Raw genomic sequence first — 26,623 nt, 5'->3', positions numbered from 1 at the left:
CATGCCGTTCACTTTCACATACTGCAGAGAGTGAGTTTTACTGAGAATTTAAACTTTATATTGTCGAATAACATCGCTGAGGTTTTGTGTGACGCTTTGGATGTCCGTACTGATCCCATCCAGTGCTCGAGAGCCGTCAGACACTGATCGGGAGATTTCATCCATATCTTGTATGTTGTCGAAAATGATTTTTGAAGTGCGGTTTTGTTCTTCTGTCGCGGCGGCAATTTGTTGGTTGAGCTGAACAATACTTTTAACTTTCTCCGTGATATTGACCAAAGCTACTCCAGATTGCTCAGACTCAGATACTGTATTGGAGGCACTTTGTTGCCCTTTGGTCATGGCATCCACAACTAATGATGAGCCCTTTTGTATTTTTTCAAGAACTTGTTGAATTTCTTCAGTAGAGGATTGAGTGCGAGAGGCTAAAGTCCGAACTTCATCGGCAACTACGGCGAACCCTCGCCCTTGCTCACCAGCTCGAGCAGCTTCTATCGCGGCATTTAAGGCAAGTAAATTCGTTTGCTCGGCAATGCTGCGGATAGTGTTTAAGATCACTCCCGCATTATTGGTATAAGATTCGAGCTCATTTACCACTTGAGCGGCTTGGTTGACGTCTTTGGCTAAGTGTTCAATCGAGACAATCGTGCTTTCTACAACTGCGCTGCCAGTTTGCGCCGTATCATTTGCTGAAGTGGCTTCTGAAGAAGCGAATGCTGCATTTTCAGCAATAGAGGTCACGCTATCGGAAAGAGAGTTCACCGCAGAAGAGACCGATTGCATGATGTTTTCTTGAGAGCGAACTTGTTGTGACGTGTTGGAACTGGTACTAGAAAGCCGTGATGAAACACTTTCTAAAGTGGCAATGGTTTCACGAGTTGAATTTAAACTTTTATGTATTTTAGAAATGAATTGGTTAAACCAATATACTAAATCGGCTACTTCATCACGGCCATTATAATTAATACGAACCGTGAGGTCGCCTTCCCCTTCGGCTATTTCTCTTAGCGATCCGGTGACTTGTTCAATTGAGCTAACTACGCTTTTTATTACGACCAATGCCACGATAATTAAGACGAGAATAGTTACCGCCCCTAAACCTATGCCGATGTGAATGGAACGTTGAGCCGATGAAATCGTCTCCTCTACGGTTTGATTGAAATCGACATTACTGGCTTCAACTAACGCTTTAAATTCACTATTTAATTGTTCTAAAAATTCGTTCGACTGTTTTGCTCTGGCAGGTAAAGTCGCAAAATCTGTGCTGCCATCAATAAGTGATGCTGCAATATCAAACGCAATTTCTTGATAGCTATTGAGTAATCTCTTTAGGTTCTCAACGAGAGCCGCGTGTTGAGGTGACACTCTTTTTAAATTATTGAGCTCCTCATTGATTAAGTTTAAGTAGTTTTTAGCGCTGTCCATCAGTTCATCATCACCAGTGCTAACCGCAGTTTGCAGTGCTTGGTCTAGATTTTTTATAGTATTGCGAGCATTAGTTACTGAGCTTAATGCGGGGAAATATTCATCGCGTATCTGCTCAATACTGAGTTGAGTCTGGGTTTGAACTTGGTATTGTTGAAATAAAAATACGGCAAACCCGACAATGGCAATAATAGATAGAATTCCTACCTTATGCTTTATTTTTAATTTATGAGCAATATCCATATTTCCCACCATTCACATCGAGATTATTACGTACTATGTCAATACGTTAGGTATTTTTATCTGTGAAATTAGTATAGTTCAGATTTTTTTAAGTGATGAACGGATGAGAGATAATTTAAGCGAATGGAAATAATTCAAAGAGTTGGCGAAATAAAAAAAAGAGCCAGTAAAACTGGCTCTTTAATCAAGGTGTTTGTGTTTGAGAATTAACGAGTTCCGTACACCACGATAGTTTTACCGTGGGCAGAAATTAAATTCTGCTCTTCGAGCATCTTCAAAATACGTCCCACAGTTTCACGAGAACAGCCTACAATTTGGCCGATCTCTTGACGGGTGATTTTGATTTGCATGCCATCTGGGTGCGTCATTGCATCAGGTTGTTTCGCTAGGTTGAGTAGCGTTTGTGCAATACGACCCGTCACGTCTAGGAAGGCTAAATCACCCACTTTTTGACTGGTGACTTGTAGACGTCGAGAAATTTGTGCAGACAGACGCATTAAGATGTCTGGGTTCACTTGGATAAGCTGACGGAATTTCTTAAATGAAATTTCCGCAACTTCACAAGGAGATTTTGCACGAACCCAAGCAGTACGCTCTTGGTCTTCTTCGAATAGACCAAGTTCACCGATAAAGTCACCTTGGTTTAGGTAAGAGAGGATCATCTCTTTACCTTCTTCGTCTTTAATCAATACCGCTACCGAGCCTTTGACGATGTAGTACAGCGTCTCTGCTTTTTCGCCCGCATGAATCAACGTGCTTTTCGATGGGTATTTATGAATATGACAGTGTGAAAGAAACCACTCTAGTGTTGGATCGGTTTGAGGTTTACCTAGAACCATAATATCTCACTTCCTCTGCAGGGTACGCTTGCCGCTTTCCATATTGTAGCTAAGCCTAAAATAAGCTTACTAGGATAAGAGCACTTTCCAAATGCTGCAAGCTAACTTGTGTTTCGGTTAAGGATAGTATCCTTTTTCAGAAACGATTTCTTGATTTTAATCGTGTCAGTGGCATGATTTTTTACGCAAAACTGTGCACATGATCACGGTATGAAAAGTAACCGTCAACTTGTCCGATCACTTAGCCAATTTTACCTGTTTCAATCAATTGTTGCAGGATCGGTCTGACGATCAATTCCATCGCAAAACTCATCTTGCCACCCGGCACCACAATGGTGTTGTGGCGCGACATAAAAGAGCCATCAATCATGGCGAGCAGATAGGGGAAATCAACATTCTTTATGCCGCGCAGGCGGATCACGACGAAGCTTTCATCCAAACTAGGGATGCCCTTGGCGTTAAGTGGGTTTGAAGTATCAACCGTCGGTACCCGTTGGAAGTTGATGTGAGTTCGTGAGAATTGGGGGGTGATGTAATTGAGGTAATCATCCATCGAACGGACGATGGAATCCATCACCGCTTCACGTGAATGGCCTCGATCACGAGTATCACGCACGTACTTTTGTATCCACTCAAGGTTAACGATTGGCACCATGCCTATCAAAAAATCGACATGCTGCGCGACGTTTACATCACCATCGACTACACCGCCATGAAGACCTTCGTAAAACATCACATCCGAGTTTTCCGGTAAATCTTGCCAAGGAGTAAAGGTGCCGGGCATTTGATTGTAGGGCACAGCTTCGTCAAAAGAGTGTAGATAGCGGCGAACTTGGCCTGTGCCTAATTTCCCATATTGGCGGAAAAATTCTTCCAATGCAGGAAAATCATTGGCTTGTGGACCAAAGTAACTGATGTGCTTCCCTTGTTCGCGCGCTTTACGAATTTCCACATCCATTTCTGGCCGTGTAAAGCGATGGAAGCTATCCCCTTCAACCCATGCTGGTTTAATGTTCATCATATTGAACATTTTGCGAAAGGCTTCTGAGGTCGTAGTTGTACCGGCACCGGACGAGCCGGTGACAGCGATAATTGGATGTTTTGCTGACATGACAAACCCTGTCTGTATGTAACGTACTTGTTATCGATGGCTGCAATATAGCACGAAAAGAGTAGATTGTTTTGAGCTGAAATTATTTACGCAATTGAATATCCACACTTTCATGCAACTCAGAATAGACGATGATCGCCTCCCCTGTTGCGAGCTGTTTCTTTATTTGCTCGATTTTTTGCTGCAATGGTACTTCCTGCTCTCCGTAATCAGTACCTTCGCGTAATACAAACGTTTCAATCAAATTATCCAGTGTTTCAGGCGCAATGTGCTGCCAAGGAATAAGCATGACGACCTCTTAAACTGTCATGGAGAAAAGGGTATCGATTTAAAGCGATATGTGATTAATCATGCGTTGCATTGATGGTCAATAGGGTTGCCGTGACGCAGGTTTTCGTAATAGGTTGGAAGTGCTTCTTCGAGCCAAAATTTAGGCTTAAGCGCGCTACCGCTGAGAAAACCGACATGGCCACCTTGGGTAAATAAGCGGTAATTGATGTTCTCTGGTAAGGAAAATTTGGGGATCACGGCATCCGTCATAAAGGGATCATCTTGCGCTTGAATGATTTGTAGCGGCACGCGAATTTGTGTCAACTTTGAAAGGCCTGAGCACTGCTGGTAGTAATCCTGCGCATCTTGAAAACCATGCAAAGGCGCGGTGATGAGATCGTCAAATTCGTAAAGTTTTTTGATGTGTTTAATTTGATGGTTAGAAATACCTAACTCATTATGTAAAAGATGCTGTTTCTTTAGTGCATTTTTTTTCAATGATGTCAGTAAGTAAGCGCGATAAACCTTTGAAAATCCCTGTTCAATGCGTGTGGAACACGCTGCCAGATCGAGCGGAGCGGAGACAACGGTTGCTGCGCTAACGATCGGGTCGTGATTATATTGTGCTAAGTAATTAACCAACATATTGCCGCCAAGAGAAATGCCCACTGCCACGATAGGTCGATTCGGGCATTGCTTGCGTATGTATTCGAGCACAAAGCGTGCATCTTCAACTTCACCAGAATGGTAAGCACGTGCCAGATGGTTCGGTTTGCCGCTACAGCCGCGAAAATGCATCATGACCGATAACCACCCCTGCTGTGCGAAGGCGTACATTAAGCCATTGGCATACGGGCTATGAAAACTGCCTTCTAAGCCATGAAACAAGATAAATAGGGGTTTATTTTGTACTCGCTCTGAGCGCCAATCATCACTCCAAGCAAGGTCTAAAAAATCACCATCAGGTGTAAACAGCGTTTGCCACAGCGGCTCAAAACGTGCGCGTTTGCGCAACAAACGAGGAAGCAGAGTCTGAAGGTGTGGATTTGTTAGTCCAGTAGCAGCGATAAATGAAGTCATAACCATAGCGTATTATTTTTATGAATTGCGACCAGTATACACCGAGCGAGCAATTGATGTAGTTACGGTTTTTGAGAATGAGGCGCCGGGGTTTTAAAAGCGAGATGCAAATGCTCACAGCCAAGCTGGCGACAGTAACGCAGCGTTAATTGTTCATCATGGTTATTCTGCAATGCCAATGCGTTGATACATTCCACGAGGTCAGCTTGCTGCTGCTTTTCAAGCTGCAGCTCAAATTGCAGCGCCTCGCGGTACAGCGTATCTGGCACCATGCTTTTCAAACGTCGTCTTAACTCTCGGTAACTGTGCAGCAGCGCTTCTGAACGGCCGATACATTGAGTGACATTTTGCCAGTCAGCATCGGCAACCGTCACTTGTTGCTCATCAAGCCATTTGAGTAGCAGCAATAAGTTGACGTTGCCGTGGAAGTTATTTTGTAAACTTAAGCACGCCTCTTTCACTTCTCGCACGCTGTAGTATTGCAAACTGAATTGCCATAAGCGTTCTAAGGTCAGTGATAATCGTACGTGCTCTTGGCTCATCTTAGCGACTGAATTCCTGCTCTAGTTGTTCGAGTGTCTCTTGTTCCGACATCCATTCCATTTCGATCGCTTCAAGTGCCGATTTACTGCGAGCTTGAAGCGCAATCACTTCGGTAAGTTTAGCTTTGTTTTCGGCTTCATACAGCGAAGTATCAGACAATTGCGCTTCAGTTTGCGCCAGTGCCGCGTTCAATGTGTCCATTTTCGCTTCGAGTTGTGTCAGTTTTTTGCGAATTGGTGCGGTTTGGATGCGAAATTCCGCTTCTCGGCGCTTTTGATCTTTTTTGGCTGCGGCACTGTTGCTGCTGTCTTTGGCAGGTTGCTGAGATTGAACTTCTCTACGTTCCGCTTTCTGTTGTTCTGTCAGCCACTTGTAGTAGTCGGTCAAATCCCCATCGAAAGGCGCGACTTGACGATCGTGCACCAAGTACAAGTCATCGGTGGTTGCGCGCAGTAGATAGCGATCATGGCTGACGATGACCATCGCGCCTTCAAAGGTTTGCAGGGCAAACGTTAGGGCTTGACGCATATCCAAGTCTAAGTGGTTGGTGGGTTCATCAAGCAGCAGCAAGTTCGGTTTTTGCCACACAATTAGCGCAAGCACTAAGCGAGCCTTTTCACCCCCGGAAAACGGAGCGATTTTTTCTAGCGCTTTGTCGCCTTGGAAACCAAAGCTACCCAGATAATTACGCAGCTCAAGTTCGTTTTTATCTGGGGCGATTTGCATCATGTGCTGCAGAGGGGTCTCTTCTGGATGCAGTGTTTCTAACTGATGCTGGGCAAAGTAACCAATTTTTACACCTTGCGAATAAGTGAGATCGCCGCCTTGCGGTTTTAACTCACCGGAGAGCAATTTAATTAATGTTGATTTACCCGCACCATTACGCCCGAGTAATCCAATACGGCTTCCCGGTACAAGGTTGAGGCGAATTTTTTCTAAAATTAAACGTTCACCATACCCAGCGTAGACTTCGTCCATCATCATGATTGGGTTAGGCAGTGCTGAAGGCTCTCGAAATTCGAAATTAAATGGGTTATCAAATTGAGCTGGCAGCACTTTTTCCATTCGTTCCAACGCTTTGATACGGCTTTGTGCTTGGCGAGCTTTGGAGGCCTTGTAGCGGAAACGGTCGATGTAGCTTTGCATGTGCACCATCTGCTTTTGCTGCTTCTGGTACATGGCTTGCTGCAAGATCAGTTTTTGCGCCCGTTGATTTTCAAACGATGAGTAGTTTCCGGTGTATTCATTCATGGTTTGATTTTCGATATGGATGATGCGTCCGACGATCGGATCAAGAAAATCGCGGTCATGGGAAATCAAGATCAAGGTGCCGGGATAGTTTTGTAACCAACGTTCAAGCCACATGACGGCGTCCAAATCCAAGTGGTTGGTTGGTTCATCAAGCAGCAGTAAATCCGAGCGGCACAACAGCGCTTGCGCTAAGTTTAAGCGCATCCGCCAACCACCCGAAAATTGCGTTAAACTCCATCCCATCTGTTCTTGGCTAAACCCCAAACCATCAAGCAGTTCAGAAGCACGGGCACGAATACTGTATCCGCCGATGGTTTCAATTTTTCCATGCAGCTCTGCAACCAAGGTTCCTTGGTCTGCCTCTTCAGCAACGCTGAGGCGTCGCTCTAATTCACGATATTCACGATCGCCATCGATGACATATTCAATCGCATTGCGATCAAGAGCCGGAGTTTCTTGGGCAACCCAAGCCAGTTCCCAGTGAGCTGGCTTACTGAAGGAGCCTGCGTCAATAGATAGCTCATCTTTGAGTAGGGCAAAGAGCGTTGATTTGCCACAGCCATTTTTGCCTACTAGGCCAACTTTATCGCCCGGCTGGATAGTTGCAGAGGCCTTTTCAAGGAGCGGTTTACCGCCGCGCAGTAATTGAATATCAGAGAAGGTAATCATAAAAATCTATTTTTCATATCGAGACGTTATCGCGTGGAATAGTAGGGGCAATAAGGATAAATGTCGATCATTATGCAAATTGCGTTATTATGCTTAATAACATATTGATAACTATTGGGAGCGCAGACAAAAATGTCCACCACCGTCATGCCTGACCAAATTACACCTAAAATATTGGTGATTTATGCGCATCCTGAGCCATTAAACTCCATCGCCAATCAAACTATGCTGCACAATATTGCGTCACTTTCTCACGTCACTGTGCATGACTTGTATGCAACCTATCCCGATTTTTTTATCGATGTGCACGCAGAGCAGCAAAAACTACTTGAGCATGATGTGATTGTGTTTCAACACCCTCTTTATATGTATTCCTGCCCAGCGCTACTCAAAGAGTGGTTTGATCGCGTGCTTGCCAAAGGGTTTGCCTTCGGCGGACAGACGGCGTTGCATGGTAAATACTGGCGTAGCGTCATCACCACGGGCGGAAAAAAAGAAGCGTTTGATGAGCGGGGCTACAACAAATACCCACTGGATCAAATTCTCCAACCATTTGAATTAACCGCGGCTCTGTGTTGTATGAACTGGATGGAACCGTTAGTTCTCTACTGGTCACGTAATGTGAGTGATATGGAGCGCTATCAACACGCTGAGCATTATCGACACTGGTTGCAACACCCACTGGCCACACAAGGAGAGCTTGATGGCGTTAAGCGGTGATTTTTTACAAAGCAGCGTGGTGTTTTTAACCGCGGCTGTGGTGGCCGTACCGATTGCTCAGCGTGCAGGGCTGGGTTCGGTGCTCGGCTATTTGTTAGCTGGTGTAGCCATAGGCCCTTGGGGGCTGGGTTTAATCAGTGATGTGCAAGCCATATTACACTTTGCTGAATTTGGCGTGGTGCTGCTGCTGTTTCTGATTGGGCTGGAATTAAACCCCAAAAAATTATGGCAGATGCGTGGGCCGATCCTTGGTTTGGGTGGCGCGCAGGTAGTGGTAAGTACCTTAGTCATCGCCAGTATTGCTTATCTATTAGGCGTTAACTGGCAAAGTAGTTTAGTGATTGGTATGGGCCTTGCGCTCTCTTCGACAGCAATCGCATTACGCGTAATTGAAGAGCAAGGGCTAACACGCAGTGAAGCTGGCCAGTCTGGTTTTGCGGTACTGCTTTTTCAAGATATCGCTGTCATCCCGATGTTGGCCTTTTTGCCTTTACTGGCAGGCAACGCCGGTGGAAGCTGGTTAGATGTGATTTGGATGTTGGGTGGCATTACCGCTTTGCTGGTCGGGGGGCATTTTCTATTGAGCCCGCTGTTTCGTTATATTGTGACCAGTGGTGTGCGTGAACTTTTTACCGTTGCCGCCTTATTGTTGGTGATTGGGATTGCACTGTTAATGCAGCAGCTTGGCTTGTCAATGGCGCTCGGTACTTTCCTTGCTGGTGTGTTGCTGGCAGAAAGTGAATTTCGCCATGAACTTGAGATCGCGATTGAACCGTTTAAAGGGTTATTGCTCGGGCTATTTTTTATTGCCGTTGGAATGGCGGTTAATTTGGGCTTATTGGCGCAAGCGCCGCTGCAAGTGTTGGCGGCTGTATTAGGTCTAGTGGTGCTGAAAGGAGGAATCCTTTATCTCCTCGCACGTTTATCGGGTACGCGTTCTAAAGCACGCAGCAAAATGGCGGCGATCCTCAGCCAAGGCGGCGAGTTCGCGTTCGTGATTTTCACTGCGGCAAGCGCACAGGGCGTGCTATCACCGGATCAAGTGGCCTTTTTGCTCGTTGTGGTCAGTCTGTCGATGGTCACCACACCTTTATTACTGACGATTCAGGACAAATGGTTTGCGCGAAAATTGAACCTCAGCAGTGACGATGAGATGCATTCCGATGTCGTCAATAAACAGCCGCAAATCATCATTGCGGGTTTTGGCCGTTTTGGGCAAATTGTAGGGCGTTTGATGTACGCCAATAAGATTAAAATTACCGTATTAGAAAGCGATGCCAGTCAAATTAAATTATTGAGAGAGTACGGTTATAACGTTTTTTATGGTGATGCGACTCAACTTGAACTGTTGCGCGCCGCGGGTGCAGAAGAAGCTGAGGCGATTGTCATCTGTACCGATGCGCCCGATGAAGTGATGAAAATTGTGGAACTTTGTCAGCACCATTTCCCGCAGTTAAAGATCTTAGCTCGCGCTCGTAGCCGGGTAGAGGCGTATCAGTTACTCAGCCATGGGGTCGATAAATACTCGCGGGAAACTTTCTTAGGCGCTTTGGACCTCGGCCGACAAGTACTGGTCGAATTGGGCATGCACCCTTACCAAGCCAAGCGCGCCGAAGCACATTTTAGAAAACTCGATAATGCGATGCTCAAAGAGCTGCTACCGCAACATAACCAAGACAAACAACTCGCACTGCGCGCCAAAGAGGCACGTAAAGAGCTGGAAGAAATATTTGGGCGTGAAATGGATAATGATCGCCAATCTCGTCATTATTGGGAAAAATAACGCCAATCAATATTCAGTTGTAGGATGTAACGTGAAACAGAAAAAACGCTTTATTGCCGGTGCAAAGTGCCCAAGTTGTCAGTCACAAGATACTCTGCGCTGGTGGGTTGAAAACAACATAGAGCTCGTTGAGTGTGTCGAGTGCGACTACCATGAGCAGCGAAAGCCCAAATCTGTAGAAAAAAGTGAACATGCTCGGCAAGAGATGATCGGGATTTTTAAACCAGAATAATTGAGTTTCTGGAATAGATCTTCATAATACGCCTCATACCGATCGATTTCTTAGGTTTGAAGATGACAACCTAGGAACAAACCTCCTTGGAGTTGTTATGAAAATTGAAAAGAACGTGGTTGTAAGCCTAGCCTACCAATTAGTATTGGAAGATGGTGCAGTCGTAGACCAATCAACAGTTGATGCACCACTAGATTACCTTCACGGTCACAACAATCTAATCACTGGCCTTGAAAATGAGTTAGAAGGAAAAGTTGTGGGCGATAAGTTCACAGCAACTATCGCTCCTGAAGAAGCGTACGGTGAATACAACGATGAGCTTGTACAACGTGTACCTGCTGAAGTTTTCCAAGGCGTTGATGAAATTGAAGTGGGTATGCGTTTTCTAGCGGATACTGACCAAGGCCAAATTCCAGTTGAAATCACGGAAGTGGATGGTGACGAAGTAGTAGTTGATGGTAATCACATGTTGGCTGGCCAAACATTAACGTTTGATGTAGAAGTCGTTGCGATTCGCGCTGCAACTGAAGAAGAGATCCAACATGGTCACATTCACCAAGCTGGTGGCTGTGGACATGGCCACGACCATGACCACGATCATGAAGGTGGTTGCTGTGGTGGTGAAGGCCATGACCATGGTGAGAAAAAAGAAGGTTGTTGCGGTGGCGGCAGCTGCGGTTCACATTAATCATTTTTTGGTTGGTAGTGCCAAAGTAGGCAGTAATAACCGACTGATACAATGAAATGGAAAGCGTTAATCGTCATGCGATTAGCGCTTTTTTGTTGCTTGTTAATTATTACAGTACTCACTTGCCGCCTACCTGCAACTTCAAGTTATTTGGGTATCGTTAATGTGTAGAACAGAAGTGTATTGCCTCTCAATTTATTAAGTTAAGGAATTCTCATGTCACAACCTTTTGCTATAGCAATTCATGGCGGCGCCGGAACCATCATTCGTCAACAGATGAGCGAATCATTAAAGCGCGATATTTTGAACACGCTAGAAAGTGCTGTCCGAGCGGGGCATCAAGTACTGGCACAAGGTGGTGATGCACTGGATGCGGTGGTTGAGGCTGTGAAAATACTTGAGGACTCTCCGTTGTTTAACGCAGGAAAAGGTTCGGTGTTAACGCATCAAGAGATGGTGGAGATGGACGCTTCTGTCATGCATGGCAAAATGATGGACGCAGGCGCGGTCGCTGGGGTTCGGCACATTAAAAACCCAGTGCAGCTCGCGCGTGATGTAATGAAGCACAGTGATCATGTGTTGTTGATTGGTGAGGGCGCAGAAGCGTTTGCTTTTACTCAAGGGCATCAATATACAGAACAAGATTACTTTTTTACTGAGCGTCGTTATGAACAGTTGCTAGCGATGAAAAGCAACAATCAATTTGCTTTGTCGGAAGCAAAATTCCCAGATGACAAGAAATTTGGCACTGTTGGCGCAGTTGCATTGGATAAACAAGGCAACCTTGCGTCTGCTACTAGTACCGGTGGCATCACAAATAAAAAATTTGGTCGCGTCGGCGATTCTCCCATCATCGGTGCAGGAACGGTGGCTGAAAATGGCAATGTGGCGGTATCGACAACGGGCATGGGGGAATATTTCATTCGTAAAATGGTTGCCAGTGACGTTGCCGCTCGCATGCGTTATTTAAAAGAAGATGTTCATACCGCATGTGAAACCATTATTCAGGGTGAACTTAAAACGCTCGGTGGTGAGGGTGGATTGATCGCCATTGATGCGCAAGGCGACATTCATTTTGCAATGAACAGTTCTGGTATGTACCGTGCTTGTGTTGATCGTCAAGGAGAGCTAATCGTAAAAATATATTCGGATGAGTAACTTACGTGTCTAATAACTGAATCATTTATTAAGTTATATTTTTATGACATTTTCGTGTTTAAAAAAGGACTGCAAGGAAAAGGATTCGGTGCTAGAATCCTTTTTTAACTAGCAATCAGACTTGGAAAGATGGGAAATAACGTAGTCGTTCTAGGCACCCAATGGGGTGACGAAGGCAAAGGTAAAATCGTAGACCTTTTAACTGAAGATGCAAAATACGTGGTTCGCTACCAAGGCGGCCATAATGCAGGCCACACTTTGGTCATTGACGGTGAAAAAACCGTTCTTCATTTAATTCCATCCGGCATTCTTCGCAATAAAGTGAAATGCATCATCGGTAACGGTGTTGTGCTTTCACCTGACGCACTAATCAATGAAATGAAGCCTCTAGAAGAGCGTGGTATTCCAGTCCGCGAACGTCTTTTCATTTCTGAAGCTTGCCCACTTATTCTTCCTTACCACATTGCGCTTGACCAAGCTCGTGAAACGGCTCGTGGTAAAAAAGCAATTGGTACGACAGGTCGTGGTATCGGTCCTGCTTATGAAGACAAAGTGGCTCGTCGTGGTTTACGCGTTGGTGACTTGTTCGATATGGCTTCATTTGCAGAAAAGCTAAAAGAAGTGATGGAGTTCCATAACTTCCAACTTGAGCATTTTTACAAAGCTGAACCAGTAAGCTACGAATCCGTACTTGAGCAAGCACAAGGCTATGCTGATTTGTTGACTTCGATGGTGATCGACGTGACCGATGAACTTGATGCAGCGCGTAAGCGTGGCGACAAAATCATGTTCGAAGGTGCGCAAGGTACTATGCTTGATATCGACCACGGTACATACCCATACGTAACGTCTTCTAACACGACTGCTGGTGGTGTTGCTGCAGGTTCTGGTTTCGGCCCTCGTCATCTAGGTTATATTCTAGGTATCGCGAAAGCTTACTGTACTCGCGTTGGTGCAGGTCCATTCCCAACCGAATTGGATGATGAAATCGGTAATCACCTAGGCACGAAAGGCCATGAGTTTGGTGCAACAACAGGCCGTAAGCGCCGTTGTGGTTGGTTTGATGCGGTAGCGATGCGTCGCGCCATTCAAATTAACTCAGTCACAGGCTTCTGCTTGACTAAACTTGACGTACTTGATGGTCTAGAAGAGCTAAAAATCTGTACGGGTTACCAAATGCCAGATGGCTCAATTGCTCAAGTATCACCAATGGCAGCTGACGCTTTTGAAGCGGTAACACCTATTTACGAAACTATGCCTGGTTGGTCTGAAAATACTTTCGGTGCTAAATCAATTGATGCCCTGCCACAAGCGGCGCTTGATTACATCAAACGTATTGAAGAGTTGACTGGTGTACCTGTTGACATCGTTTCTACAGGTCCAGATCGTAACGAAACCATTATCAAGGTTCACCCATTTTCAGTTTAATGGTTGATTGATAAACGTTTTTAAAACCGGCTTTCAGAGCCGGTTTTTTTATACCTGTATTGATGATATTTTGTCCTTGGTGTGGCAATAAATGGCCGAATAACGGCAAATTTTGTCTAAAGAGTTTGCCGCACTGGTCGATAAAGTTATCAAGCCCAGCCCTAGATGAAACTGAGGCTATAATTTTAAGGCTATCGATAGACATAAAGAGTGCAGGTATGAAGCTACGAACGGTAGCAGCTTCATTGTTTTTAGCGCTGACCTCATCCTTGAGTCATGCCAACGTGGCGGAAGTGGGTGAGCCAGTCCCTATTTACACCGAAGCTGAACTAATCAAGTTAATTGAGCAAAATAAACATTTAGAGCAAGTCAAGGCCGACAACTGCCAATTGGTAGAAGATATTGTTGCGCGTGCTACTCGCATCAGCCTGCCTTCCTACGAGTTTTTGTATGGAGATATGCTAGCGTGGGGGGTCTGTGTAGATCAAGATGTCGAACTTGGCTTGTACTATATGGAAAATGCAGCTCATCAAGGTTTACCCGCTGCGTTAGAGCAGCTTGGGCGTTATTATTCGCGTGGTACTTTAGTACAGCAGGATAAAGAGCGAGCTATTCCCTATCTGCGTGAAGCCGCTGCGATGGGCAATATTAATGCTCGTATCCATCTAGCTGAGCTTTTGCTGCGTGATTATGGCAGCCCGCTTGATTATGAAGATGCTTATCGCTGGCTCTATAATTCGGTGACTATCGATCAAAGAATACATTCTCGGATCTCTATGCTCCGGCAGGGGTTAGAGCAGCGAATGCCACAAAATGTGGTTGCGCGAGCCAAGCGCAGAGATACGTTTTGGTAGCCTTCATTATTGCTTTTTTTATTTCGCCCACACGGTTGGGCGAAGTCATTTCTACGCTTTTCCTCTAACGCATTAGCCTATAATAATCAATACGCTGCTGTAGCTTCTGCCGTGAGTCAGTTATACTCTGGCTATCTCTCCTTGCTTTAGCAGGTCTGCCTATGTCTGAAATTATCAATAACGATCCTTTTGCGGATCGAGAATCTAGCAATTACGAAAATCCAATTCCAAGCCGAGAATTCATCCTCGAATTTCTAACCGAAGCCAATGTACCGATGAATCGTAATGATCTTTTTGAGGCATTGGGTTTATCTGGTGAAGAGCAATACGAAGGGCTACGCCGTCGTTTGCGTGCGATGGAGCGAGATGGCCAATTGGTATTTACTCGTCGCCAATGCTATGCATTGCCAGAAAAACTGGAAATGATCAAAGGTCACGTAATCGGACATAAAGATGGTCATGGGTGGGTTCGTCCTGATGGCAGCGTTGGCAAAGATAACGATGTTTTGCTACCTCATCACCAAATGCGTACCATTATTCATGGCGACTACGTGCTGGTACAACCGACAGGCACGGATAAAAGAGGCCGTAAAGAAGGGCGTTTGGTCCGAGTTTTGGAAGAACGTAAAACCCAACTTGTTGGGCGTTTCTTCCTCGAAAATGGCTACTCTTATGTCGTGCCCGATGATTCACGCATCACTCAAGACATCTTGATCCCTAATGAGCACAAAGGCGGAGCTCGCATGGGGAACGTGGTGGTGATTGAAATTACCGATCGCGGTGCCAGAGCAAGAGGAATGACAGGAAGGGTTGTTGAAGTACTTGGGGAAAATATGGCTCCCGGTATGGAGACACAAATAGCGATTCGCACTCACCAGATCCCTCATGAGTGGCCGCAAGAAGTATTAAAGCAAGTCGAAAACCTGAGAGAAGAAGTTCCAGAAGAGGCGAAGCAAGGGCGCGTGGATTTGCGTCAATTACCTTTAGTGACTATTGATGGTGAAGACGCGCGTGACTTTGATGATGCGGTTTATTGCGAAGCCAAAAAAGGTGGTGGCTGGCGTCTCTGGGTTGCGATTGCTGACGTAAGTTATTATGTGCGCCCCGACACGGCTCTTGATAAAGAAGCGATCAACCGTGGTAACTCAGTTTACTTCCCATCGCAAGTCGTCCCTATGCTACCGGAAGTACTGTCGAACGGTCTTTGTTCACTTAATCCACAAGTCGACCGTCTATGCATGGTGTGCGAGATGACAGTCTCTGCAACGGGCAAAATTTCGGGTTACAAACATTACGAAGCCGTGATGAACTCTCATGCCCGTTTAACTTACAACAAAGTACACGCCATTCTTGAAGGGGATGAAGAGCTACGCGAACGTTATCAAGCCGTGGTTCCTCATCTTGAAGAACTCTATTCGATGTATAAGGTGCTAAAAGCAGCGCGTGATGAGCGTGGCGGTATTGAATTTGAAACGATTGAAACTAAGTTTATTTTTAATGCTGAGCGTAAAATCGATAGCATTGAACCTGTTGTCCGTAATGATGCGCACAAAATAATCGAAGAGTGCATGATCCTCGCTAATATTGCTTCAGCATCGCTGGTGGAAAAAGCGAAAGAGCCCGCTCTGTACCGTATCCATGAATCACCGGGAGAAGAGCGTTTGACCGGTTTTAGGGATTTCTTAGGCGAGCTTGGTTTGAACTTAGCGGGTGGGCTAGAGCCTTCGCCAACCGATTACGCTAACTTAATGAAACAGATTGGTGAGCGCCAAGACAAAGAGTTGATCCAAACCATGTTACTGCGTTCCATGAAGCAGGCTGTGTATAACGCAGATAACTGTGGTCACTTTGGTTTAGCGCTCAAACGCTATGCGCACTTTACTTCACCTATTCGTCGCTACCCTGATCTCCTAGTGCACCGCGCAATTAAATATTTGATTGCCAAAGAATCGGGCAATCACACCGACCGTTGGACAACTACAGGTGGTTATCACTACTCTTTTGATGACATGGACTTCTATGGTCAGCAATGTTCAATGACAGAACGCCGTGCTGATGATGCGACGCGTGAAGTATCTGATTGGCTCAAGTGTGAATACATGCAAGATCATGTAGGCGAAGAGCTTGATGGAGTCATAGCCAACGTGACAGGTTTCGGTTTCTTCGTTCGTTTAACTGAGTTGCACATTGATGGATTGGTCCATATTTCAACGCTAGCGAATGACTACTATCAATTTGATCCCGTGGGACAACGATTGATCGGCGAAAGTTTTGGCAACATCTATCGCTTAGGTGACGCCGTTAAAGTCAAAGTGTTATCCGTCAACTTGGATGATCGTCAAATTGACTTTGAAATCGTGGGCACTAGCCGTAAGCTGCGCGGAGAAGGCAAGACAGCGAAGAAACGTGCAACGGATGCACGAGAGAAAGCACGTGGCAAGAAGGTGACGTCAAGTAAAGGAAAGGCTACTCCTTTAGTTGAAGCGACTAAACGCCCAGATGAAAAAAGTAGTGAAGGCTCAAAACCTGAACGGAAAAAAAGCAAAACAACAAAAGCACGCAAAAAGAAACCCGCGGCCAAAGCAAATAAAGCGCGTGCTAGTAAATAACGATCAATGGGTAAATCATGAGTAACGAATGTATTTATGGTATTCACGCGGTCAGCGCTGTACTTGAAAAAGATCCAGCGCGATTGATAGAAGCGTTTGTACTGAAAGGGCGACAAGATGATCGCCTGCTTCCACTGTTAAATGAACTGCAACATTGCGGTGTCTCTATTCAACAGATGGGACGTAAAACATTGGATGACAAGGCTCAAGGGGCGAATCATCAGGGCATCATTGCTCGTGTAAAACCAGCAAAACAGCTTAATGAGCATGATTTAGAAGCAATCATCGCACAGCATGAACAACCGCTATTACTTGTTTTGGATGGTGTTACCGATCCGCATAATCTCGGCGCATGCTTACGTAACGCCGATGCTGCCGGGGTCGCTGCAGTGATCGTACCGAAAGATAAGTCAGCACCAATGACGGCAACGGTCAGCAAAGTCGCTTGTGGCGCTGCTGAAACTGTGCCTTTAGTACGAGTGACGAATCTTGCACGTACCATGCGCGCCCTTCAAGAACAAGGCGTATGGTTTGTTGGCACTGCCGGTGAGGCGACGCATGACATTTACCAAGCCAAACTGACAGGGCCCCTTGCGATTGTTATGGGCGCTGAAGGGGATGGTATGCGCCGTTTAACGCGCGAAACCTGCGATGATCTGATCAAAATACCGATGGCGGGCACCGTTTCTAGCCTAAACGTATCAGTAGCGGCTGGGATCTGTCTGTTTGAAGCAGTGAGACAGCGCCAAGCTGTATAATTGTGCAACAGGGATAAAAGGATAGGGTCGTGAGTGCTCACCTCATCTTTCTATCCCTTCTATACTTCCTCAGTGAAAGAAGAAATAGATAGTTTATAAGTTTAATTTCTACACAGCGCTTGCATGTGTAATGGTGATCTGTATAATGCACCGCACTGGTTAAATCCAGTTGTGAACCAATGAGCAGTGAGGAGTAAACTGACCTAGCTGTTAGTTTAGTAACGTATACTCAGCTTATGTTCGCAGTTAATACAATTAGCTCTGTTGCGTTTAGTAATAGATTAAAGTTAATCGAAAATTAACTGACAATGTGCCTAATTTTGGCACTACGGTTTCACATAAATCAATCGGCATTCTCTCGTTTTAACGAGTTTGAGTGGCGATATTGTTTGTGTAATTTTTAATTATTGGAGCTCTGTCTCATGCAGAACCAACGTATCCGTATCCGCCTAAAAGCGTTCGATTACAAACTAATCGATGCTTCTACAGCGGAAATCGTTGAAACAGCTAAGCGTACCGGCGCACAGGTTCGTGGTCCTATTCCACTTCCTACTCGTAAAGAGCGTTTCACTGTTCTTATCTCTCCACACGTCAACAAAGATGCTCGTGATCAGTACGAAATTCGTACTCACAAACGTCTAATCGACATCGTTGAGCCAACAGATAAAACTGTTGATGCACTGATGCGCCTAGATCTAGCTGCTGGCGTTGACGTACAAATCAGCCTAGGTTAAGGGAGATTAGAAGAATGATTGGTCTAGTCGGACGTAAAGTGGGTATGACCCGCGTATTTACTGAAGAAGGCGTTTCTATCCCAGTAACTGTTGTTGAGGTTGAAGCAAACCGTATTTCTCAAGTGAAAACTCTTGAGACTGACGGCTATGCAGCAATCCAGGTAACTACTGGTACTAAGAAAGCCAACCGTGTAACTAAACCAGAAGCTGGTCACTTTGCGAAAGCAGGTGTAGAAGCTGGTCGCGGTCTTTGGGAATTCCGTTTAGAAAACGGCGAAGAGTTTGAAGTTGGCACTGAGCTAAATGTAGAACTTTTCAACGAAGTTAAAAAAGTAGACGTTACTGGTACATCTAAAGGTAAAGGTTTCCAAGGTGCTGTTAAGCGCTGGAATTTCCGTACCCAAGATATGACTCACGGTAACTCTTTGTCTCACCGTGCACCGGGTTCAATTGGCCAATGTCAAACTCCAGGTCGCGTGTTCAAAGGCAAAAAAATGGCAGGTCACATGGGTGCTGAGCGTGTAACGACTCAAAACCTAGAGATCGTACGTGTTGACGCTGAGCGCAATCTGCTTCTTATTAAAGGTGCAGTACCAGGTGCAACTGGCGCTAACGTGATCGTCAAACCAGCTATTAAAGCATAACGTCTAGGAGTAAGTAATGGAATTGATGGTTAAAGGTGCTAACGCACTAACTGTTTCCGAAACTACTTTCGGACGTGAGTTCAACGAAGCCCTTGTACATCAAGTAGTTGTTGCGTATGCAGCAGGTGCTCGTCAAGGTACTCGTGCTCAAAAGACACGTTCAGAAGTTTCTGGCGGTGGCGCTAAGCCATGGCGTCAAAAAGGTACTGGCCGTGCACGTGCTGGTACAATTCGTAGCCCAATCTGGCGTACAGGTGGTGTTACTTTTGCTGCGAAACCACAAGATCACAGCCAAAAAGTAAACAAAAAAATGTACCGCGGTGCTATGAAGAGCATTCTTTCTGAACTAGTTCGTCAAGAGCGTTTAATCGTTGTTGATAACTTCTCAGTAGAAGCACCAAAAACTAAAGAGCTATTAGCTAAGCTTAAAGAACTTGAGCTTAACGATGTACTCATCGTTACTGGCGAAGTAGACGAGAATCTATTCTTAGCTGCTCGCAACCTATATAAAGTTGACGCACGTGACGTAGCGGGTCTTGACCCAGTTAGCCTAATTGCGTTTGACAAGGTTCTAATGACTGCAGAAGCAGTTAAGCAAGTTGAGGAGATGCTGGCATGATCAGTGAAGAGCGTCTACTAAAAGTTCTACGTGCACCGCACATCTCTGAAAAAGCAACTATGACTGCTGAGAAAGCGAACACTATCGTTTTCAAAGTAGCAAAAGATGCAACTAAGAAAGAGATCAAAGCAGCTGTAGAAAAGCTATTTGAAGTTGAAGTTAAGTCTGTAAATACTCTTATCACTAAGGGTAAGACCAAACGTCAAGGTCTACGCCAAGGTCGCCGCAGCGACGTTAAAAAAGCGTATGTGACTTTGAAAGAAGGTCAAGATCTTGACTTTGTTGGCGGCGCGGAATAACAGGAGTAGTTGAATAATGGCTATTGTTAAATGTAAGCCGACTTCCCCTGGTCGTCGTCACGTCGTTAAAGTTGTTAACGCTGACCTACACAAGGGTAAGCCATACGCACCTCTTCTAGAGAAAAACTCTAAGAATGGTGGTCGTAACAACAACGGTCGTATCACAGTACGTCATATCGGTGGTGGTCATAAGCAACACTATCGTTTGGTTGACTTCAAACGTACTAAAGATGGCATCCCAGCGAAAGTTGAGCGTCTAGAATACGATCCAAACCGTAGCGCAAATATCGCTCTAGTTCTGTACGCAGACGGCGAGCGTCGTTACATTATCGCACCTAAAGGTGTTCAAGCTGGTGATACAATCCAGTCTGGTGTTGATGCGCCAATTAAAGCAGGTAACACTCTGCCAATGCGCAACATCCCAGTGGGTTCTACTATTCACTGTGTTGAACTTAAGCCTGGTAAAGGTGCACAGCTAGCTCGTTCGGCTGGTGCATATGCTCAACTTGTCGCTCGCGACGGTACTTATGCAACTATCCGCCTACGTTCTGGTGAAATGCGCAAAGTACTTTCTGAAGGCCGTGCAACAATCGGTGAAGTTGGTAACTCTGAGCACATGCTACGTGAACTAGGTAAAGCTGGTGCTTCACGCTGGCGCGGCGTACGTCCAACTGTACGTGGTGTAGTAATGAACCCGGTTGACCACCCACACGGTGGTGGTGAAGGCCGCACATCTGGTGGTCGTCACCCAGTATCTCCTTGGGGTATGCCTACTAAGGGCTTCAAGACTCGTAGCAACAAACGCACCGACAAGTACATCGTACGTCGTCGTAATAAGTAATCTATATAAGAGGATAAGCCATGCCACGTTCTCTCAAGAAAGGTCCATTTATTGACCTACACTTGCTGAAGAAGGTAGAGAAAGCGGTGGAAAGCGGAGACAAAAAGCCTATTAAGACTTGGTCCCGTCGTTCAATGATCATTCCATCAATGATTGGTTTGACCATCGCTGTCCATAATGGTCGTCAGCACGTTCCAGTATTTGTCACTGATGAAATGATCGGTCACAAACTGGGCGAATTCGCACCAACTCGTACTTACCGTGGTCACGCTGCGGATAAGAAAGCTAAGAAGCGCTAAGGAGTAAATGATGGAAGCTATTGCTAAACATAACTTTGCTCGCATTTCTCCTCAGAAAGCTCGCTTAGTTGCAGATCTAATCCGTGGTAAATCTGTGGATCAGGCTCTTGAAATCCTAACTTTCAGCAACAAAAAAGCGGCTGTATTAGTTAAGAAAGTTCTAGAGTCAGCTATCGCTAACGCAGAACACAACGAAGGTGCAGATATCGACGATCTTAATGTCGCTAAAATCTTCGTAGATGAGGGCCCGGTCATGAAGCGTATTATGCCTCGTGCAAAAGGCCGTGCGGATCGTATCTTGAAGCGTTCAAGCCACATCACTGTTGTTGTAGCAGACCGCTAAGAGACTAGGAGAGTAAGCAATGGGTCAGAAAGTACATCCTAATGGTATTCGTCTTGGCATCGTTAAGCCTTGGAATGCTACATGGTTTGCTAACACCAAAGATTTCGCTGACAACCTAGACGGCGACTTCAAGGTACGTCAGTTCCTTACTAAGGAACTTTCAAAAGCGTCTCTATCACGCATCGTTATCGAGCGTCCTGCTAAGAGCATTCGTGTGACTATCCACACTGCTCGCCCAGGCGTTGTTATCGGTAAGAAAGGTGAAGACGTTGAGAAGCTACGCGCAGCTGTAGCTAAAATTGCAGGTGTACCAGCGCAAATTAACATCGCTGAAGTACGTAAGCCTGAGCTAGACGGCCAATTAGTGGCTGATAGCATCGCGTCTCAACTAGAGCGTCGCGTTATGTTCCGTCGTGCTATGAAGCGTGCGGTACAAAATGCTATGCGTCTAGGCGCTAAAGGTATCAAAGTGGAAGTAAGCGGTCGTCTTGGCGGCGCTGAAATTGCACGTTCTGAGTGGTACCGTGAAGGCCGTGTGCCTCTACACACTCTACGTGCTGACATTGATTACGCAACTTCTTCGGCTCACACTCAATACGGTGTGATCGGCGTTAAAGTTTGGATCTTCAAGGGTGAAATCCTTGGTGGTATGCCAGCTGCAAACGCTGTTGAGCCAAAGGCTGACAAGCCTAAGAAGCAGCGTAAAGGCCGTAAGTAAGGAGTCGACTGATGCTACAACCTAAACGCACTAAGTTCCGTAAGGTTCATACTGGTCGCAACCGCGGTCTAGCTAAAGGTACTGACGTAAGCTTCGGTACATTTGGTCTTAAAGCCGTTGGACGTGGTCGTCTAACTGCTCGTCAGATCGAAGCGGCACGTCGTGCAATGACACGTCACGTTAAGCGTCAAGGTAAAATCTGGATCCGTGTGTTCCCAGATAAGCCAATCACTGAAAAACCACTAGAAGTTCGTCAAGGTAAGGGTAAAGGTAACGTTGAGTACTGGGTAGCCCAAATCCAACCTGGTAAGGTTATGTACGAAATGGACGGTGTACCTGAAGAATTGGCACGTGAAGCGTTCCGCCTAGCGGCTCGTAAACTGCCATTCAAAACTACATTCGTAATTAAACAGGTGATGTGATGAAAGCACTAGATCTACGCGCAAAAAGCGCTGAAGAGCTTAACGCTGAGCTACTGAATTTGCTACGTGAACAGTTCAACTTGCGCATGCAAGCTGCAACTGGTCAACTACAGCAAACTCATACTTTGAAAGCTGTACGCCGTGATATCGCACGCGTTAAAACTGTTTTGACTGAGAAGGCAGGCGAATAATGAGCGACAAAATTCGTACTCAACTAGGTCGTGTTATTAGTGACAAGATGGATAAATCTATCACTGTTGCTATCGAGCGCATGGTGAAACACCCAATTTACGGTAAATTCGTAAAGCGTACGACTAAAGTACACGCACATGACGAAAACAACGAGTGTGGCCTAGGCGATACCGTTGAGATTCGTGAGTGTCGTCCTCTGTCTAAGACTAAGTCTTGGACATTGGTTAAAGTTATAGAAAAAGCGAAGATGTAATCATCGTTATTCTATGATTTTAAACGGCTCCAAAGTTTTTTTGGAGCCGTTTATTTTTTGTCTACCCAATCTTAGGAAAGGGTGGTACAATTCGCGTCCCTTTTAAAGAGGCAGCCCGACCCGAGAGGGTCTAGTTTTAATATTTAGCGGAGCACTAACAATGATCCAAATGCAAAGTACACTTGATGCAGCTGATAACTCAGGCGCGCGCAAGGTAATGTGTATTAAGGTTCTGGGTGGCTCTCACCGCCGTTATGCACATATCGGTGACATCATCAAAGTTACAGTGAAGGAAGCAATTCCTCGCGGTAAAGTTAAAAAAGGTGATGTACTGAAGGCGGTGGTAGTTCGCACCCGTAAAGGCGTACGTCGTCCAGACGGTTCTGTCATTCGCTTCGACCGTAATGCTTGCGTATTGTTGAACAATAATACAGAGCAACCTATCGGTACACGTATCTTTGGTCCAGTGACTCGTGAACTTCGCAATGCGAAATTTATGAAAATCGTGTCACTAGCACCTGAAGTTCTGTAAGGAGCGGCACACATGGCAGCTAAAATCCGTCGTAATGACGAAGTAATCGTTCTTGCTGGTAAAGATAAAGGCAAGAAAGGTAAAGTAACTAAGGTTCTCGTAACTGGTAAAGTTATCGTTGAAGGTATCAACCTTGTTAAGAAACACCAAAAGCCGGTTCCGGCTCTAGGTCAACAAGGTGGCATCGTTGAACAAGAAGCAGCTATTGATGCTTCTAACGTTGCAATCTTTAACGCAGCAACTGGTAAAGCGGACCGTATCGGTTTCCGTTTTGAAGACGGCAAAAAAGTTCGTTTCTTCAAATCTAACGGTGAAATCGTTTCTAACTAATTAGAAGTAATTTGGAGTTCTACTATGGCGAAACTGCATGATTACTACAAGTCGTCTGTAGTGACTGAACTGACCAAACAGTTCGGTTACACAAGCGTCATGCAAGTCCCTAGGATTGATAAAATCACCCTAAACATGGGCGTTGGTGAAGCTATCAACGATAAGAAACTATTAGAAAATGCAGCAGCTGATATGGCTACGATCTCTGGTCAAAAACCACTGATCACTAAAGCTCGTAAATCTGTTGCAGGTTTCAAAATTCGTGAAGGCTACCCAATTGGTTGTAAAGTAACCTTGCGTGGCGAACGTATGTGGGATTTTTTAGAGCGTTTAATCTCTATTGCACTTCCACGTGTACGTGACTTCCGTGGTGTTAGCGCTAAGTCTTTTGACGGACGCGGTAACTACAGCATGGGCGTTCGCGAGCAAATCATCTTCCCAGAAATCGACTACGATAAAGTCGATCGTGTACGCGGTCTTGATATCACTATCACGACTTCTGCTGGTACCGATGAGGAAGGCCGTGCTCTGCTGGCTGCCTTTAACTTCCCATTCCGTAAGTAAGGTGAAGGGTTACTGTTATGGCTAAACAATCAATGAAAGCACGTGAAGTAAAACGTGCAAAGCTAGTAGCTAAGTTCGCAGAAAAGCGTGCAATGCTAAAAGCTACCATCAGCGATGTAAACGCATCTGAAGAAGATCGTTGGAACGCAGTTCTTAAACTGCAAGCTCTTCCACGTGATTCAAGTGCTTCACGTCAGCGCAACCGTTGCAACCAAACTGGTCGTCCACACGGTTTCCTACGTAAGTTCGGTCTAAGCCGCATCAAAGTTCGCGAAGCTTGCATGAAAGGCGAGATTCCTGGACTTCGTAAGGCTAGCTGGTAATTGCCACTTAATCATTTGGAGTAAATCTTATGAGCATGCAAGATCCGATTTCGGATATGCTGACCCGCATTCGTAACGGTCAGGCAGCAAATAAAGTTGCTGTAAAAATGCCTTCTTCAAAGCTTAAAGTTGCAATTGCTGCACTGCTAAAAGCTGAAGGTTATATCGCAGATTTCGCTGTTGAAGGCGAAGTAAAACCTGAGCTAGAAGTTACTCTTAAGTACTTCCAAGCTAAACCAGTAATCGAGCAAATCCAACGTGTTTCACGTCCTGGTCTACGCGTTTATAAGAAAAAAGACGCGTTACCAACAGTGATGGGCGGTATGGGTGTTGCTGTGGTGTCCACTTCCAAGGGTCTGATGTCTGACCGTGCTGCTCGCAAAGCAGGTCTTGGCGGTGAAATCATTTGCTACGTAGCGTAAGGAGTAGGATATGTCTCGTGTTGCTAAAGCACCTGTCGCTATTCCAGCTGGCGTAGAGGTGAAACTAAACGGCCAAGAAATCACTGTAAAAGGTGGTAAAGGTGAGCTGACTCGCGTCCTGAATAAAGGCGTAGTTATTGCACAGGAAGAAAACAACCTTACTTTCGGTCCTCGTGAAGGTGTTGCTAACGCTTGGGCACAAGCAGGTACTGCTCGTGCACTAGTAAACAACATGGTTGTTGGTGTTACTGCAGGCTTTACTAAGAAGCTTGTTCTTAAAGGTGTTGGTTACCGTGCTGCTATTAAAGGCAACTCAGTAAGTCTTACTTTAGGCTTCTCACACCCTGTAGAGCATGAACTACCAGCGGGTATCAATGCTGAATGTCCTAGCCAAACTGAAATTGTCCTAACTGGTTGCGATAAGCAAGTAGTGGGTCAAGTTGCGGCTGACATCCGTTCTTACCGTGAGCCAGAACCTTATAAAGGTAAAGGCGTCCGTTACGCAGATGAAAATGTGCGTAGTAAAGAAGCTAAGAAGAAGTAAGGTAACACTATGGATAAGAAAGCATCTCGCATCCGTCGTGCTACACGCGCACGTCGTAAGATTGCTGAACTGGGTGCAACTCGCCTAGTAGTACACCGTACTCCTCGTCACGTGTACGCTCAGGTTATCGCATCAAACGGCTCTGAGGTTATCGCAGCAGCTTCTACTGTAGAAAAAGCGATCCGTGAGCTAGTTAAGAACACCGGTAACGTAGACGCAGCTAAAGCGGTAGGTAAAGCTATTGCAGAACGCGCTCTTGAAAAAGGCGTATCAGCTGTTGCGTTTGATCGTTCTGGTTTCCAATACCACGGTCGAGTAGCGGCGCTAGCAGAATCTGCTCGCGAAGCTGGTCTGAAATTCTAAGGTAGGGTTGGAAGATGGCTAAAGAACAACAACAAGCTAGTGATTTGCAAGAAAAATTAATCGCAGTTAACCGTGTTTCTAAAACGGTTAAAGGTGGTCGAATCATGAGCTTTACTGCACTAACTGTAGTTGGTGACGGTAATGGTCGCGTAGGTTTCGGATACGGCAAAGCTCGTGAAGTACCTGCAGCGATTCAAAAAGCAATGGAAAAAGCGCGTCGTAACATGGTTACTATCGCTCTTAACGAAGGCACTCTTCACCACGCGGTGAAAGGTCGTCACTCGGGCTCTAAAGTTTACATGCAGCCAGCTGCAGAAGGTACAGGTGTTATCGCCGGTGGTGCGATGCGTGCTGTACTAGAAGTTGCCGGTGTACATAACGTACTTGCGAAAGCGTACGGTTCTACTAACCCAATCAACGTTGTTCGTGCAACAGTTGCTGGTCTAGTAGATGTGAAGTCACCAGAAATGGTTGCAGCTAAACGTGGTCTCACTGTTGAAGCGATTTCGGAGTAAGCACC

The 26,623-nt window shown here is 45.6% G+C and carries 35 protein-coding genes; 28 read left to right on the top strand and 7 right to left on the bottom strand.

Going from position 1 to position 26,623, the window contains the following annotated elements; all coding sequences use genetic code 11:
* Window positions 1-48: 48 nt before the first annotated feature.
* The 7 genes from AACT23_RS14355 to AACT23_RS14325 form a co-directional block, all read right to left on the bottom strand.
* On the bottom strand, window positions 49-1,668 hold the full coding sequence (locus AACT23_RS14355; RefSeq protein WP_094127467.1) for a methyl-accepting chemotaxis protein: 1,620 nt from the start codon (window positions 1,666-1,668) through the stop codon (window positions 49-51).
* A gap of 206 nt (window positions 1,669-1,874) precedes the next feature.
* Window positions 1,875-2,507, bottom strand: a complete 633-nt coding sequence (gene crp, locus AACT23_RS14350; protein ID WP_010318741.1) for a cAMP-activated global transcriptional regulator CRP — start codon at window positions 2,505-2,507, stop codon at window positions 1,875-1,877.
* 241 nt (window positions 2,508-2,748) lie between these two features.
* Window positions 2,749-3,618 (bottom strand): phosphoribulokinase, encoded by an 870-nt coding sequence (locus AACT23_RS14345; RefSeq protein ID WP_010318742.1) that lies wholly within the window; start codon window positions 3,616-3,618, stop codon window positions 2,749-2,751.
* 82 nt (window positions 3,619-3,700) lie between these two features.
* Window positions 3,701-3,907 (bottom strand): YheU family protein, encoded by a 207-nt coding sequence (locus AACT23_RS14340; protein ID WP_010318743.1) that lies wholly within the window; start codon window positions 3,905-3,907, stop codon window positions 3,701-3,703.
* Window positions 3,908-3,966: 59 nt separating this feature from the next.
* Window positions 3,967-4,974 (bottom strand): hydrolase, encoded by a 1,008-nt coding sequence (locus AACT23_RS14335; protein WP_017046746.1) that lies wholly within the window; start codon window positions 4,972-4,974, stop codon window positions 3,967-3,969.
* A gap of 56 nt (window positions 4,975-5,030) precedes the next feature.
* The gene (locus tag AACT23_RS14330; RefSeq protein ID WP_013855908.1) at window positions 5,031-5,510 is read right to left on the bottom strand and encodes a TIGR02444 family protein; all 480 of its coding nucleotides are present in this window, start codon (window positions 5,508-5,510) and stop codon (window positions 5,031-5,033) included.
* A gap of 1 nt (window position 5,511) precedes the next feature.
* A complete protein-coding gene (locus AACT23_RS14325; RefSeq protein ID WP_013855909.1) occupies window positions 5,512-7,431 on the bottom strand; it encodes an ABC transporter ATP-binding protein in 1,920 nt (639 codons plus the stop codon).
* 132 nt (window positions 7,432-7,563) lie between these two features.
* Between AACT23_RS14325 and kefG the strand changes: the two genes are divergently transcribed.
* The 28 genes from kefG to rpsE all read left to right on the top strand — a co-directional run bounded on the left by kefG (window position 7,564) and on the right by rpsE (window position 26,618).
* Window positions 7,564-8,151, top strand: coding sequence for a glutathione-regulated potassium-efflux system ancillary protein KefG (gene kefG / locus AACT23_RS14320; protein WP_174223808.1), 588 nt, complete (start codon window positions 7,564-7,566; stop codon window positions 8,149-8,151).
* On the top strand, window positions 8,135-9,934 hold the full coding sequence (kefB, locus tag AACT23_RS14315; RefSeq protein ID WP_013855911.1) for a glutathione-regulated potassium-efflux system protein KefB: 1,800 nt from the start codon (window positions 8,135-8,137) through the stop codon (window positions 9,932-9,934). The genes kefG and kefB overlap by 17 nt, the downstream gene beginning before the upstream one ends.
* Before the next feature lie 31 nt (window positions 9,935-9,965).
* A complete protein-coding gene (locus AACT23_RS14310) occupies window positions 9,966-10,166 on the top strand; it encodes a YheV family putative zinc ribbon protein (RefSeq protein ID WP_010318749.1) in 201 nt (66 codons plus the stop codon).
* Window positions 10,167-10,263: 97 nt separating this feature from the next.
* A complete protein-coding gene (slyD, locus tag AACT23_RS14305; protein WP_088732892.1) occupies window positions 10,264-10,854 on the top strand; it encodes a peptidylprolyl isomerase in 591 nt (196 codons plus the stop codon).
* A 216-nt stretch (window positions 10,855-11,070) separates the two neighbouring features.
* Window positions 11,071-12,012: an isoaspartyl peptidase/L-asparaginase family protein gene (locus AACT23_RS14300; protein WP_017046741.1), complete on the top strand. Its 942-nt coding sequence runs from the start codon at window positions 11,071-11,073 to the stop codon at window positions 12,010-12,012.
* A 129-nt stretch (window positions 12,013-12,141) separates the two neighbouring features.
* Complete coding sequence (locus AACT23_RS14295) at window positions 12,142-13,440, top strand: adenylosuccinate synthase (protein ID WP_013855915.1); 1,299 nt, start codon at window positions 12,142-12,144, stop codon at window positions 13,438-13,440.
* Between the two features lie 218 nt (window positions 13,441-13,658).
* Window positions 13,659-14,294 carry a flagellar protein MotX gene (gene motX / locus AACT23_RS14290; RefSeq protein WP_013855917.1) on the top strand — a complete coding sequence of 212 codons (636 nt, stop codon included), beginning with the start codon at window positions 13,659-13,661 and terminating at the stop codon, window positions 14,292-14,294.
* A 161-nt stretch (window positions 14,295-14,455) separates the two neighbouring features.
* Complete coding sequence (rnr, locus tag AACT23_RS14285) at window positions 14,456-16,903, top strand: ribonuclease R (RefSeq protein WP_094127465.1); 2,448 nt, start codon at window positions 14,456-14,458, stop codon at window positions 16,901-16,903.
* Between the two features lie 17 nt (window positions 16,904-16,920).
* Window positions 16,921-17,661: a 23S rRNA (guanosine(2251)-2'-O)-methyltransferase RlmB gene (rlmB, locus tag AACT23_RS14280; protein WP_017042851.1), complete on the top strand. Its 741-nt coding sequence runs from the start codon at window positions 16,921-16,923 to the stop codon at window positions 17,659-17,661.
* A gap of 422 nt (window positions 17,662-18,083) precedes the next feature.
* Complete coding sequence (gene rpsJ, locus AACT23_RS14275) at window positions 18,084-18,395, top strand: 30S ribosomal protein S10 (protein ID WP_001181007.1); 312 nt, start codon at window positions 18,084-18,086, stop codon at window positions 18,393-18,395.
* Between the two features lie 14 nt (window positions 18,396-18,409).
* Window positions 18,410-19,039, top strand: a complete 630-nt coding sequence (gene rplC / locus AACT23_RS14270) for a 50S ribosomal protein L3 (RefSeq protein ID WP_013855921.1) — start codon at window positions 18,410-18,412, stop codon at window positions 19,037-19,039.
* 16 nt (window positions 19,040-19,055) lie between these two features.
* Window positions 19,056-19,658 (top strand): 50S ribosomal protein L4, encoded by a 603-nt coding sequence (gene rplD, locus AACT23_RS14265; RefSeq protein ID WP_010318759.1) that lies wholly within the window; start codon window positions 19,056-19,058, stop codon window positions 19,656-19,658.
* The gene (gene rplW, locus AACT23_RS14260) at window positions 19,655-19,957 is read left to right on the top strand and encodes a 50S ribosomal protein L23 (protein WP_010318760.1); all 303 of its coding nucleotides are present in this window, start codon (window positions 19,655-19,657) and stop codon (window positions 19,955-19,957) included. The genes rplD and rplW overlap by 4 nt, the downstream gene beginning before the upstream one ends.
* A 16-nt stretch (window positions 19,958-19,973) precedes the next feature.
* Window positions 19,974-20,798 (top strand): 50S ribosomal protein L2, encoded by an 825-nt coding sequence (gene rplB, locus AACT23_RS14255; RefSeq protein WP_013855922.1) that lies wholly within the window; start codon window positions 19,974-19,976, stop codon window positions 20,796-20,798.
* A gap of 20 nt (window positions 20,799-20,818) precedes the next feature.
* Complete coding sequence (rpsS, locus tag AACT23_RS14250; protein ID WP_010318762.1) at window positions 20,819-21,097, top strand: 30S ribosomal protein S19; 279 nt, start codon at window positions 20,819-20,821, stop codon at window positions 21,095-21,097.
* Between the two features lie 10 nt (window positions 21,098-21,107).
* Complete coding sequence (gene rplV, locus AACT23_RS14245; RefSeq protein ID WP_026027327.1) at window positions 21,108-21,440, top strand: 50S ribosomal protein L22; 333 nt, start codon at window positions 21,108-21,110, stop codon at window positions 21,438-21,440.
* 19 nt (window positions 21,441-21,459) lie between these two features.
* Window positions 21,460-22,158 carry a 30S ribosomal protein S3 gene (rpsC, locus tag AACT23_RS14240; protein ID WP_010318764.1) on the top strand — a complete coding sequence of 233 codons (699 nt, stop codon included), beginning with the start codon at window positions 21,460-21,462 and terminating at the stop codon, window positions 22,156-22,158.
* Between the two features lie 11 nt (window positions 22,159-22,169).
* On the top strand, window positions 22,170-22,580 hold the full coding sequence (rplP, locus tag AACT23_RS14235) for a 50S ribosomal protein L16 (protein ID WP_010318765.1): 411 nt from the start codon (window positions 22,170-22,172) through the stop codon (window positions 22,578-22,580).
* Entirely contained in the window at window positions 22,580-22,771 is a 192-nt protein-coding gene (gene rpmC / locus AACT23_RS14230; protein WP_010318766.1) for a 50S ribosomal protein L29, read from the top strand. Before rplP ends, rpmC begins: the two co-directional genes overlap by 1 nt.
* On the top strand, window positions 22,771-23,025 hold the full coding sequence (rpsQ, locus tag AACT23_RS14225; RefSeq protein ID WP_013855925.1) for a 30S ribosomal protein S17: 255 nt from the start codon (window positions 22,771-22,773) through the stop codon (window positions 23,023-23,025). The genes rpmC and rpsQ overlap by 1 nt, the downstream gene beginning before the upstream one ends.
* A 160-nt stretch (window positions 23,026-23,185) precedes the next feature.
* Entirely contained in the window at window positions 23,186-23,557 is a 372-nt protein-coding gene (gene rplN, locus AACT23_RS14220) for a 50S ribosomal protein L14 (RefSeq protein ID WP_010318768.1), read from the top strand.
* 12 nt (window positions 23,558-23,569) lie between these two features.
* Window positions 23,570-23,887: a 50S ribosomal protein L24 gene (gene rplX / locus AACT23_RS14215; RefSeq protein WP_010318769.1), complete on the top strand. Its 318-nt coding sequence runs from the start codon at window positions 23,570-23,572 to the stop codon at window positions 23,885-23,887.
* A gap of 24 nt (window positions 23,888-23,911) precedes the next feature.
* Window positions 23,912-24,451: a 50S ribosomal protein L5 gene (rplE, locus tag AACT23_RS14210; RefSeq protein WP_010318770.1), complete on the top strand. Its 540-nt coding sequence runs from the start codon at window positions 23,912-23,914 to the stop codon at window positions 24,449-24,451.
* A gap of 17 nt (window positions 24,452-24,468) precedes the next feature.
* Window positions 24,469-24,774: a 30S ribosomal protein S14 gene (gene rpsN / locus AACT23_RS14205; RefSeq protein ID WP_010318771.1), complete on the top strand. Its 306-nt coding sequence runs from the start codon at window positions 24,469-24,471 to the stop codon at window positions 24,772-24,774.
* Window positions 24,775-24,803: 29 nt separating this feature from the next.
* The gene (gene rpsH, locus AACT23_RS14200) at window positions 24,804-25,196 is read left to right on the top strand and encodes a 30S ribosomal protein S8 (protein ID WP_010318772.1); all 393 of its coding nucleotides are present in this window, start codon (window positions 24,804-24,806) and stop codon (window positions 25,194-25,196) included.
* A gap of 10 nt (window positions 25,197-25,206) precedes the next feature.
* Window positions 25,207-25,740 (top strand): 50S ribosomal protein L6, encoded by a 534-nt coding sequence (rplF, locus tag AACT23_RS14195; protein WP_010318773.1) that lies wholly within the window; start codon window positions 25,207-25,209, stop codon window positions 25,738-25,740.
* A gap of 9 nt (window positions 25,741-25,749) precedes the next feature.
* Entirely contained in the window at window positions 25,750-26,103 is a 354-nt protein-coding gene (gene rplR / locus AACT23_RS14190) for a 50S ribosomal protein L18 (protein WP_013855926.1), read from the top strand.
* 14 nt (window positions 26,104-26,117) lie between these two features.
* Window positions 26,118-26,618 carry a 30S ribosomal protein S5 gene (gene rpsE / locus AACT23_RS14185; RefSeq protein ID WP_010318775.1) on the top strand — a complete coding sequence of 167 codons (501 nt, stop codon included), beginning with the start codon at window positions 26,118-26,120 and terminating at the stop codon, window positions 26,616-26,618.
* Window positions 26,619-26,623 lie beyond the last annotated feature (5 nt).

Origin of the sequence: Vibrio sp. V09_P4A23P171, from assembly GCF_963875615.1 — a bacterium.
Lineage (GTDB): Bacteria > Pseudomonadota > Gammaproteobacteria > Enterobacterales > Vibrionaceae > Vibrio > Vibrio anguillarum.
This window is presented reverse-complemented; position numbering and strand designations above follow the sequence as displayed.

Coding starts and splice junctions, on each gene's coding strand:
- rplV (WP_026027327.1), top strand. CDS start 21,108: ATGGAAGCTATTGCTAAACATAACTTTGCTCGCATTTCTCCTCAGAAA.
- rpsH (WP_010318772.1), top strand. CDS start 24,804: ATGAGCATGCAAGATCCGATTTCGGATATGCTGACCCGCATTCGTAAC.
- rplN (WP_010318768.1), top strand. CDS start 23,186: ATGATCCAAATGCAAAGTACACTTGATGCAGCTGATAACTCAGGCGCG.
- motX (WP_013855917.1), top strand. CDS start 13,659: ATGAAGCTACGAACGGTAGCAGCTTCATTGTTTTTAGCGCTGACCTCA.
- rplB (WP_013855922.1), top strand. CDS start 19,974: ATGGCTATTGTTAAATGTAAGCCGACTTCCCCTGGTCGTCGTCACGTC.
- slyD (WP_088732892.1), top strand. CDS start 10,264: ATGAAAATTGAAAAGAACGTGGTTGTAAGCCTAGCCTACCAATTAGTA.
- kefB (WP_013855911.1), top strand. CDS start 8,135: ATGGCGTTAAGCGGTGATTTTTTACAAAGCAGCGTGGTGTTTTTAACC.
- rnr (WP_094127465.1), top strand. CDS start 14,456: ATGTCTGAAATTATCAATAACGATCCTTTTGCGGATCGAGAATCTAGC.
- rplE (WP_010318770.1), top strand. CDS start 23,912: ATGGCGAAACTGCATGATTACTACAAGTCGTCTGTAGTGACTGAACTG.
- rpsC (WP_010318764.1), top strand. CDS start 21,460: ATGGGTCAGAAAGTACATCCTAATGGTATTCGTCTTGGCATCGTTAAG.
- AACT23_RS14300 (WP_017046741.1), top strand. CDS start 11,071: ATGTCACAACCTTTTGCTATAGCAATTCATGGCGGCGCCGGAACCATC.
- AACT23_RS14340 (WP_010318743.1), bottom strand. CDS start 3,907: ATGCTTATTCCTTGGCAGCACATTGCGCCTGAAACACTGGATAATTTG.
- rpsS (WP_010318762.1), top strand. CDS start 20,819: ATGCCACGTTCTCTCAAGAAAGGTCCATTTATTGACCTACACTTGCTG.
- kefG (WP_174223808.1), top strand. CDS start 7,564: ATGTCCACCACCGTCATGCCTGACCAAATTACACCTAAAATATTGGTG.
- rpsQ (WP_013855925.1), top strand. CDS start 22,771: ATGAGCGACAAAATTCGTACTCAACTAGGTCGTGTTATTAGTGACAAG.
- rpmC (WP_010318766.1), top strand. CDS start 22,580: ATGAAAGCACTAGATCTACGCGCAAAAAGCGCTGAAGAGCTTAACGCT.
- rplF (WP_010318773.1), top strand. CDS start 25,207: ATGTCTCGTGTTGCTAAAGCACCTGTCGCTATTCCAGCTGGCGTAGAG.
- rplP (WP_010318765.1), top strand. CDS start 22,170: ATGCTACAACCTAAACGCACTAAGTTCCGTAAGGTTCATACTGGTCGC.
- rplD (WP_010318759.1), top strand. CDS start 19,056: ATGGAATTGATGGTTAAAGGTGCTAACGCACTAACTGTTTCCGAAACT.
- AACT23_RS14295 (WP_013855915.1), top strand. CDS start 12,142: ATGGGAAATAACGTAGTCGTTCTAGGCACCCAATGGGGTGACGAAGGC.
- AACT23_RS14355 (WP_094127467.1), bottom strand. CDS start 1,668: ATGGATATTGCTCATAAATTAAAAATAAAGCATAAGGTAGGAATTCTA.
- rplC (WP_013855921.1), top strand. CDS start 18,410: ATGATTGGTCTAGTCGGACGTAAAGTGGGTATGACCCGCGTATTTACT.
- rplX (WP_010318769.1), top strand. CDS start 23,570: ATGGCAGCTAAAATCCGTCGTAATGACGAAGTAATCGTTCTTGCTGGT.
- rlmB (WP_017042851.1), top strand. CDS start 16,921: ATGAGTAACGAATGTATTTATGGTATTCACGCGGTCAGCGCTGTACTT.
- rplW (WP_010318760.1), top strand. CDS start 19,655: ATGATCAGTGAAGAGCGTCTACTAAAAGTTCTACGTGCACCGCACATC.
- AACT23_RS14345 (WP_010318742.1), bottom strand. CDS start 3,618: ATGTCAGCAAAACATCCAATTATCGCTGTCACCGGCTCGTCCGGTGCC.
- rplR (WP_013855926.1), top strand. CDS start 25,750: ATGGATAAGAAAGCATCTCGCATCCGTCGTGCTACACGCGCACGTCGT.
- crp (WP_010318741.1), bottom strand. CDS start 2,507: ATGGTTCTAGGTAAACCTCAAACCGATCCAACACTAGAGTGGTTTCTT.
- rpsJ (WP_001181007.1), top strand. CDS start 18,084: ATGCAGAACCAACGTATCCGTATCCGCCTAAAAGCGTTCGATTACAAA.
- rpsN (WP_010318771.1), top strand. CDS start 24,469: ATGGCTAAACAATCAATGAAAGCACGTGAAGTAAAACGTGCAAAGCTA.
- rpsE (WP_010318775.1), top strand. CDS start 26,118: ATGGCTAAAGAACAACAACAAGCTAGTGATTTGCAAGAAAAATTAATC.
- AACT23_RS14335 (WP_017046746.1), bottom strand. CDS start 4,974: ATGGTTATGACTTCATTTATCGCTGCTACTGGACTAACAAATCCACAC.
- AACT23_RS14330 (WP_013855908.1), bottom strand. CDS start 5,510: ATGAGCCAAGAGCACGTACGATTATCACTGACCTTAGAACGCTTATGG.
- AACT23_RS14325 (WP_013855909.1), bottom strand. CDS start 7,431: ATGATTACCTTCTCTGATATTCAATTACTGCGCGGCGGTAAACCGCTC.